The following is an 8,789-nucleotide window of genomic DNA, read 5'->3' as shown; positions in this document are numbered from 1 at the left end:
GGGCCATTCCCGCCCTGATTCCCTGTTAACTTCCCAGTATTGAATTAGTGCAGTTCGTCGCCAGATGGGCGATAACAGCAAGGGGTTGTCCCGGGCGACTATTCAATTAAGGAAAAATAATGAGCGACCTGATCAAACACATTACCGATGCATCCTTCGACAGCGACGTGCTGAAGTCCGACCGCCCAGTGCTGGTGGACTTCTGGGCCGAATGGTGCGGTCCTTGCAAGAGCATCGCCCCGATCCTGGAAGAAGTGGCCAAGGAATACGACGGCAAGCTGACCATCGCCAAGATGGACGTGGACAGCAACCAGGCCGTGCCGGGCAAGTTCGGCATCCGCGGCATCCCGACCCTGATCCTGTTCAAGAATGGCGTGCCAGCCGCACAAAAAGTCGGCGCGATGGCAAAAGGTCAACTGACCTCTTTCATCGACAGCAATATTTGATGTAATATAGGCGGTGCTGCGCCCGCAGCCCGCCTGAATGGCAGGGAAAGCGCCCAAAAACCTTTCCCTTAAATTAATACCACGTAGTCCCCTCCCCTACCTTTACTTTCCCGTCACGGGACACTCAAACAGCTATGCATCTTTCTGAACTTAAGGCTATGCACGTTTCAGCTTTGCTGGAAATGGCCATCAGCCTCGATATCGACAATGCGGCCCGCCTGCGCAAGCAGGAACTGATGTTCGCGATCCTGAAAAAACGCGCCAAGGCCGGTGAACAGATTTTCGGCGACGGCGCCCTGGAAGTGCTGCCGGACGGCTTCGGCTTCCTGCGCTCGCCGGACGCCTCGTATATGGCGTCGACCGACGATATTTACATTTCCCCTTCCCAGATCCGCCGCTTCAACCTGCACACCGGCGACTCGATCGAGGGCGAAGTACGTACCCCGAAAGATGGCGAGCGCTATTTCGCGCTGGTCAAGGTGGACAAGGTCAACGGCGAATCGCCGGAAGCCTCCAAGCACCGCATCCTGTTTGAGAACCTGACCCCGCTGCACCCGACCGTGCCGCTGCGCCTCGAGCGCGACATGGCAGGCACCGAGAACATCACCGGCCGTATCATCGACCTGGTGGCGCCGATCGGCAAAGGCCAGCGCGGCCTGCTGGTGGCATCGCCGAAGTCCGGCAAGTCCGTGATGCTGCAGCATATCGCGCACGCCATCACCACCAACCACCCGGACGTGACCCTGATCGTGCTGCTGATCGACGAACGTCCAGAGGAAGTGACCGAGATGCAGCGCTCCGTGCGCGGCGAAGTGGTGGCCTCCACCTTCGACGAACCGGCCACCCGCCACGTGCAAGTGGCCGAGATGGTGCTGGAAAAAGCCAAGCGCCTGGTCGAGATGAAAAAGGACGTAGTGATCCTGCTGGACTCGATCACCCGCCTGGCGCGCGCCTACAACACCGTGATCCCGGCCTCCGGCAAGGTGCTGACCGGTGGTGTCGACGCCAACGCGCTGCAGCGTCCGAAGCGCTTCTTCGGCGCCGCCCGTAACGTGGAAGAAGGCGGTTCGCTGACCATCGTCGCCACCGCGCTGATCGAAACCGGTTCGCGCATGGACGACGTGATTTACGAAGAATTCAAGGGCACCGGCAATATGGAAGTGCACCTGGAGCGCCGCCTGGCCGAAAAACGCGTCTACCCGTCGATCAACCTGAACAAGTCCGGCACCCGCCGCGAAGAACTGCTGATCAAGGCCGACCAGCTGCAGAAGATCTGGATCCTGCGCAAGCTGCTGTACTCGATGGACGAGATCGAGGCGATGGAGTTCATCCTCGACAAGATGCGCGCCACCAAGAACAACGGCGAGTTCTTCGAGATGATGCGCCGCGGCGGCTAAGAGTTGCCGCTGGGGTCGTGTCTGTCAAATGGTCAATTCGCGCAGCGAATTGTCCGAATGTCAGACACGACCCAGACTTTGGTTTATAATCGCGAGTTCATTTAAACCCTGGCAAGTGAAGAGCAATCGGGTCGAGAGGCAGTAAGGACCGTCGAAGTGCTGTTTGGCTACCAACATTGAGAGAAAAGCATGAAAGCTGATACCCATCCAGATTACCGCGAAGTCCTGTTCCACGACGTGTCCTGCGACTTCAAGTTCATCACCCGTTCGACCATCCAGACCCGCGAAACCGCGACCTACGAAGGTAAGGAATACCCACTGGTGAAGATCGAGGTTTCGTCCGAATCGCACCCATTCTTCACCGGCCAGCACAAGATCGTCGACACCGCCGGTCGCGTGGAAAAGTTCCGCCAGAAGTTCGGCAAAGTCGGTTCCAAGACTTCCGTTGCCAACGCCTAATCGCGTCCGCTTCGAAAAAAAAGGCAGCTGCGGCTGCCTTTTTTGTTATTTGCCCGTCATACTCCTGCTTTCCAAAGAATAACGCCGACCGATGAAGCCAGTCCGTCTTCCCGCCGCCGCCACCCGCACCCTGCCCCGCTGGGCCATCTTCGCCCTCGGCCTGCTGTACATCCTGCCGGGCCTGATCGGACGCGAACCGTGGAAGAACGACGACGCCGCCAGCTTCGGCGTGATGTGGACCATGGCGCACGGCAGCTGGCAGGACTGGCTGTGGCCGAATATCGCCGGCCTGTCCGTCACCGATGAGGGCCCGCTGGCCTTCTGGCTGGGGGCGCTCGGCATCAAGCTGTTCGGCTGGGCCCTGGGCGATGTGTTCGCCGCCCGCGTCGCCACCCTCGGCATCTTCCTGCTGGGCGTGAGCGCCGTGTGGTACACCACCTATAACCTGGGCCGCCGCCCGGAAGCCCAGCCGCTGCGCCTGGCCTTCGGCGGCCAGCCCGAGCCGGACGACTTCGGCCGCACCCTGGCCGACGCCGCCGTGCTGATCTACCTCGGCTGCCTGGGCCTGCTGGTGCACAGCCATGAAACCACGGCCGAACCGCTGCAGGTGGCGCTGCTGGCCCTGACCCTGTACCGCAGCGTGCGCTATATGGAATTGCCGTCGGCGCGCAACGCCGTGCTGGCCGGCCTGGCGCTGGGCCTGCTGACCCTGACGCGCGGCTGGGTGGTGCCGGCCGCCCTGCTGCTGGCCCTGTTCGCCTGCACCCGCTTCCTGGCCATGCCGGCCGCCCGCTCGCTGCGCGAGCTCGGCCTGGCGGCCCTGGTGGCCGCCGCCGTCACCGCGCTGTGGGCCGTGCCGGCCCTGCTGGCGCGCCCCTACGGCCAGGAACCGCTGGCGGCCTGGCTGGCCTGGAACCTGTCGCAGCTCAAGGTATCCGGCTTCGACGGCCTGCGCACCTTCTTCCGCGTCGGCGTCTGGTTCTTCTGGCCGGCCTGGCCGTTTGCCGCCTGGGCCGTGTGGGCCTGGCGCCGCCAGAGCAACCTGCTGCACATCGTGGTGCCGACCACCTTCGTCACCGCCGCCACCGTGCTGGTGCTGCTCAACCCGGCGGCCGAACAAGGCCATCTGCTGATGCTGCTGCCGCCGCTGGCCATCATGGCCGCCTTCGGCCTGCTGACCATGCAGCGCGGCGCCATCAACGCCATCGACTGGTTCAGCGTGATGGTGCTGACCCTGTGCGCCGCCGTGCTGTGGATCTTCTACTATGCCCAGCTGACCGGCTGGCCGGCCAAGCCGGCCCACAATGTGCTGAAACTGATCCCCGGCTTCACGCCGGAAGTGCGCTGGCCGGCCCTGCTGGTGGGCCTGTGCGCCACCGCCGGCTGGTTCCTGCTGGTGCACTGGCGCATTTCGCGCCGCCCGGCCGTGCTGTGGCGCGCCGTGGTGCTGTCGTCGGGCGGCCTGATCCTGATCTGGATCCTCTTGATGACCCTGTTCCTGCCGAACGTCAACTACAGCAAGAGCTACGCCGCGGTGGCCAAACAGGCCGCCGCCGCGCTGCCGGCCGGCACCGAATGCGTGCAAACCAATGTCACGCCGGCCCAGCGCGCCTCGTTCGCCTACTTCGGCCGCCTGCCGTTCACCGGCGTGGCGGGCGGCGAATGCCGGGTCATGCTGTTGCAAGATAGCATCAAATCCCGTTCCCACCAGCAACAGCCCGGCCCCGAATGGCAGCTGCTGTGGGAAGGCCGCCGCGCCTCCGACCGCAGCGAGCGTTTCCGCCTGTTCCAGCGTATGCAGTAATTGTCGGCGCGCCGCCCTTGCTGCTATCCTGTAGGCGAAGATAGCTTCGAGGTCGGCATGGCAACAGCAGTAACTTATCTGGCAATGTTGCTGGTCACTAGCGCACCAGCGCTGGCGACACCGCCGCCGCTGGTCATTACCGCCGAGCACTCGCCGCCCGCCAGCATGAAGGTGGGCGACCAGGTGGTCGGGCGCGAAAGCGAGAAAATCCGCGAAATGCTGGCCCGCAGCGGCTACGCCTACAAGATCGACGTCCTGCCCTGGAAGCGCGCCTACACCATGGCCCAGCGCGATCCATATACCTGCGTCTACTCCACCTCGCGCACCCCGGAGCGCGAAAAGCAGTTCAAGTGGGTCGGCCCCACCGACGAGGCGGACTGGGTGCTGATGGGGCGCGCCGGCCGCCAGTACCACGTGCAAACCCTGGAGGACGCGCGCAAGCTGCGCATCGGCACCTATAACGGCGATGCGCGCGACGAATTCCTGCGCGCGCGCGGCTTCGATGTGGACGGCGCGCCCGACAACGCGGCCAACCCGAAAAAACTCATGCTCGACCGCATCGACCTGTGGGCGGTCGGCGTGCGCAATAACGACCTGAGCGCGCTGGCCCAGTTCGCGGCGCCGGAACAGATCGTGCCGGTGCTGACCTTCCACCGCGTCAAAGTCTACCTGGCCTGCAACCCCTCGGTGCCGGACGCCATGGTCGAGCGCATGAACGGCGCCCTCGACAGCATGCGTAAAGATGGCACTTTTGCAAAGTTGGAGAAGAAATACGAACAGTGGCAAGCCCGGAAATAACTTGTCATTTCTTACTGTTGCGCAACTAAAGTTTTTTTGACGCACAGCGCACACAAGCCTGGTTTACCCCGCTATAGTCCCCATATAGGGAACGTTGCCGTACGGCATCTTCCAAATTCTGGGGCCAGCCGAGGCGATTGCCACCGGCCATAGGCCCGCTCGAAACCTTAGCGTTTTCCAGGCCTATGTTTAATATCTATAAGCTCCAACTCGCCCTCAAGAATCCCCTGGTGCGCATCACGCTGGTGATGCTGGCCACCGCCGCCCTGGCCTTCGCCCTGCTGCGCGGCGAAGTGGCGCAGGATGCCGCGCCGGTGGTGCGCTCGCAGAATATCGGCGAGATCACGGCCCTGGTGGCCCAGCGCGACAAGCTCGACTACCTGGTGATCGCGCGCCCGCTGGCCGATTCGCCGCGCTATATCTACAAGTACAAGAACGAGGCCACGCTGCACGTGGTGGTGGTGCCGTCCACCTCGCACCAGAGCCTGGAGCGCGAAGTCCTGCTGCGCAATAACCTCCCCTACGCCATCGCCAAGGACGATTTCCTGGCCGCGCACAAGGGCGTGCTGCTGGACGACGGCGGCCAGTGGGCCTCGGTGCAAGCTTTCCTGAAACGCCACGCTTTCGACATCTTCGTGGTGGGCCTGGTGCTGTTCGTGCTGAAGTGGGGCGTGCCGGGCATGGGCCCGAACGCGTCCGTGATCACGCCGGACAAGCTGAAAGGCTCGCTGGACGACCTGATCGGCATGGAGGACATCAAGCAGGAAGTGCTGCACCTGGAAGACATGATCCGCAACCGCGAAGTCTACAAGCAGCACAATATCGACAAGCCGTTCAACGTGATGCTGACCGGCCCGGCCGGCACCGGCAAGACCAAGCTGGCCGGCTACCTGGCCAAGCGCCTCGGCTACCCGCTGATCCAGGCCTCCGGTTCGGCGCTGGAATCGGGCTATGTGGGCGGCGGTTCGAAGGCGCTCAACGCGCTGTACAAGAAAGCTTGCGCGCGCGGCAACTGCATCATTTTCCTGGACGAGGCGCAGGCCCTGTTCATGCCGCGCGGCCGCGGCGAAAAGAAGTGGGAAGACGATACCGCCAACACCCTGCTCGGCCTGCTGGACGGCGTGAAGAGCGAACAGGGCCAGGGCGTGATCTGGATCGTGGCCTCCAACTTCGACGACAATTCGACCGCCATGGACGAAGCGATGCTGCGCCGCTTCAGCGTGAAGATCAATTTCCGCCTGCCGAACAAGGCCGAGCGCCACGCCCTGCTCGACTCGTTCCTGAAGCGCAAGCAGGACGGCCTGGTGGACTGGAACGATATGGACCTGGGCCAGGTGGCCGACATCACCGCCAACCTCAGCCCCGCGCTGCTGGAAACCGTGGTCGACCGCGCCTCCATGATCTCGATCCAGGAAAAGAGCGTGATCAACACCGACCTGATGTTCCGCGCCTTCGAACGCGCCACCATCGGCCTGACCGACCGCGCCACCACCGCCGAAAAAACCCGCCAGCGCGAACGCATCGCGCTGCATGAACTGGGCCACTTCTTCATGCAGATCGACCCCTACCTGCGCGCCGGCCTGCCGCTGGCCGAGGTGAAGGAGAAGTCGCACCTGCTGAAGATTTCCACCGAGGCGGTGTCGAAGATGAATGCGCTGGGCTATGTGCTGAGCGCCGGCGACGATATGTCGCTGCGCACCCTGGAAGAAATGGAACGCGACGTGATGCAGCTGTACGGCGGCGTGGCGGCGGAAGAACTGTTCTACGGCGCGCGCGGCATTTCGGTCGGCAGCCAAAACGATATCGAGAAAGCCACCCGCATGCTGGACATGATGGTCAACCGCCTGTCGATGTACTCGCGCTCCAAGCTCGATTACAGCCAGCTGCGCGGCGAGTCCGGCGACGAGCATACCCTGGTGCAGGTGGAAGCCAAGGCCGACGAGTTGTACAGCACCACCCTGGCCGCCATGCGCGACTACCAGGGCGTGATGGCCTCGATCAAGGAAGAATTGATGGAGCGCTACGTGCTGTCGAAGGATGCCATCTTTGCCCTGCTGGAGGAGCGCCTGGCGTCGGCGCCCCTGCAGCAGGCCGCCTAAGCGGGATCAGCGCGCAGCCACCAGGGTGAGGTCCTTGCCCAGCGCGGCCAGCTTCGGCGACAGCCGTTCAAAGTTGTAGATCGTGAGCGCCGCGCCCATCGCGCTGAACTCCACGCGCGAGCCGGTGGTGGTCACCAGCACCCCGGGCGAGACCGGGATCAGTTCGATGGCCGGTTCGCCATCCAGCTCCGCGTAGTAGCGCTGGCGGCTCTGCGAGAAGCGGATGTGCATGTCGTTGCTCAACTCATAGCGGTACGAATATTCGCGGAATTCAGCGCGTGGCATCTTATAGCTGCCGGGGGCGGACACCCGCACCGACGACAGGTTGTCTTCCGCCAGGGCGGAAGCGCTGAACAACAAGGCGATAAGCGCCCCTCCTGCTGCCCAGGTTTTCATGGCTCACTCCTAAAGGATGGGTAGAGCGGCGTGGCGCACCGCTTTGATGCGCCACGGCCGCTGCATGTTGGCTAGCGCGAGGCCACCACGCGCACGTTCACCTCGGTCATGGCGACCGACATTGGCAGGCGTTCGTAGTTTTCGATCCACACTTCATCGCCCTGGTCGCGGAAGGTCAGGCGGGTGCCGGCGGCCGTCAGGAACACATTGGCGGCGACCGGATACAGCTCGGCCCGGTCCTCGCCTTTGATGCGGGCCCAGTAGCGCTTACCCGATTGGGTGAAGCGGATCTGCTGCCCGTTATCGAGGGCATAGCTGTGGGCGAATTCATCGAACTGCCCCATATACATCTTGTACGTCGCGGTCGGCGCCTTGATTTGGACCGAAGGGTCGTTAGGATCGGCAGCGAAGGTACTACCACCCACCAATAGTGCAGCCACGGCACTGAGCATCATCAGCTTTTTCATCATCTTCTCCGATTGGTTTGCCTGGTGCCCCGCCGTTTGAAAAGGGTGCGGGGTCAATTCAAAGTTAGCAAAGCGTGGTTCGGATGTGCAGGTTCGGGCGACAGACAGCACGTTCCGGGGAACAGAACGCATGGCGCGCTGACGAACTGCATAATCGGCCTGGAGGACTTGCCGTCGGGTGCGGCAATGCTGCCCGGGGACCGCCTGGCCCGTTGTCGGGGGGCGGTCGGGGCCGGGGCGGATGAGGTGCATCCGCGCCGGCTGTCCAAACCTGGTACCCGGCGCCGCAGCCGGTGGGCCGGGCGCTGTGGGAGGCAAGGTGGCGGCTGCTGGTTGTGCAGCGACACCCTGCTGCGGCCCTGTGCCGGCCGCTGCTTTGTTTCTACTCTGGCATCCATGCTACGCCCGCGGTTTTCCGCTGAAAAGCAGGCTGGGCCCTGAATTTTTTCAATTTGCCCATCACTCCCCATAGCCAAAATATTGCGTCAGGGTTGCCGCTGGTGGGCAAATCGGTAATAATGCACGTCGCGTTAAGTGGCCCGAGTGGTGAAATTGGTAGACGCAGCGGACTCAAAATCCGCCGCCGCAAGGCGTGCCGGTTCGATTCCGGCCTCGGGCACCACCTGCTTAACCTCGCAGCGCTGGTCTTTAATATACGCTGCGCCTCCCGCGCTGGCTATCGCGACCGCCACCCAGATTCCCGCTATTCCCCACCCATTTTTTGCTGCAGGCGCCCCATCAGCTCGAAACGGCTGCTGGCGCCCAGTTTGTCCAGCAGGGCCGACACGTGGTGTTCCACGGTGCGCGGCGAGCGCACCAGCTGGCGCGCGATATCGGCATTGCTTTGCCCGGCCAGCAGCAGGTCGAGGATTTGCGCCTCGCGCCGCGTCAGGCCCTCCGGATGGCTGCGCGCCGCCTGGTAG

At 63.2% G+C, this 8,789-nt stretch carries 9 protein-coding genes and 1 tRNA gene; 7 read left to right on the top strand and 3 right to left on the bottom strand.

The window, feature by feature from the left end; all coding sequences use genetic code 11:
- The first annotated feature begins 119 nt into the window (after positions 1-119).
- From trxA to AAHE99_RS26495, 6 genes are all read left to right on the top strand, one after another.
- Positions 120-446 carry a thioredoxin TrxA gene (gene trxA, locus AAHE99_RS26520; RefSeq protein ID WP_342120951.1) on the top strand — a complete coding sequence of 109 codons (327 nt, stop codon included), beginning with the start codon at positions 120-122 and terminating at the stop codon, positions 444-446.
- Between the two features lie 134 nt (positions 447-580).
- Positions 581-1,843: a transcription termination factor Rho gene (rho, locus tag AAHE99_RS26515; RefSeq protein ID WP_028101995.1), complete on the top strand. Its 1,263-nt coding sequence runs from the start codon at positions 581-583 to the stop codon at positions 1,841-1,843.
- A 189-nt stretch (positions 1,844-2,032) separates the two neighbouring features.
- Complete coding sequence (locus AAHE99_RS26510; protein WP_342120950.1) at positions 2,033-2,302, top strand: type B 50S ribosomal protein L31; 270 nt, start codon at positions 2,033-2,035, stop codon at positions 2,300-2,302.
- 91 nt (positions 2,303-2,393) lie between these two features.
- Complete coding sequence (locus AAHE99_RS26505; RefSeq protein WP_342120949.1) at positions 2,394-4,106, top strand: ArnT family glycosyltransferase; 1,713 nt, start codon at positions 2,394-2,396, stop codon at positions 4,104-4,106.
- A gap of 57 nt (positions 4,107-4,163) precedes the next feature.
- Positions 4,164-4,904: a substrate-binding periplasmic protein gene (locus AAHE99_RS26500; protein WP_342120948.1), complete on the top strand. Its 741-nt coding sequence runs from the start codon at positions 4,164-4,166 to the stop codon at positions 4,902-4,904.
- 185 nt (positions 4,905-5,089) lie between these two features.
- A complete protein-coding gene (locus AAHE99_RS26495; RefSeq protein WP_342120947.1) occupies positions 5,090-7,003 on the top strand; it encodes an AAA family ATPase in 1,914 nt (637 codons plus the stop codon).
- 6 nt (positions 7,004-7,009) lie between these two features.
- Here AAHE99_RS26495 and AAHE99_RS26490 read toward each other — a convergent pair whose 3' ends face one another.
- On the bottom strand, positions 7,010-7,399 hold the full coding sequence (locus tag AAHE99_RS26490; protein WP_342120946.1) for a hypothetical protein: 390 nt from the start codon (positions 7,397-7,399) through the stop codon (positions 7,010-7,012).
- Positions 7,400-7,470: 71 nt separating this feature from the next.
- Positions 7,471-7,869 (bottom strand): hypothetical protein, encoded by a 399-nt coding sequence (locus tag AAHE99_RS26485; protein ID WP_342120944.1) that lies wholly within the window; start codon positions 7,867-7,869, stop codon positions 7,471-7,473.
- A 534-nt stretch (positions 7,870-8,403) separates the two neighbouring features.
- On the opposite strand from AAHE99_RS26485, the gene AAHE99_RS26480 reads away from it, so the two are divergent.
- Positions 8,404-8,488, top strand: a tRNA-Leu gene (locus AAHE99_RS26480).
- 81 nt (positions 8,489-8,569) lie between these two features.
- Here AAHE99_RS26480 and AAHE99_RS26475 read toward each other — a convergent pair.
- Positions 8,570-8,789 (bottom strand): helix-turn-helix transcriptional regulator (locus AAHE99_RS26475; RefSeq protein ID WP_342120943.1); only part of this gene is annotated, 220 nt, incomplete at its 5' end.

It is taken from the genome of Pseudoduganella sp. OTU4001 (genome assembly GCF_038440195.1).
Taxonomy (GTDB): domain Bacteria; phylum Pseudomonadota; class Gammaproteobacteria; order Burkholderiales; family Burkholderiaceae_D; genus Rugamonas.
Note: the sequence above shows the minus strand (reverse complement) of the source record. Positions and strands in the feature narration are given on the sequence as shown.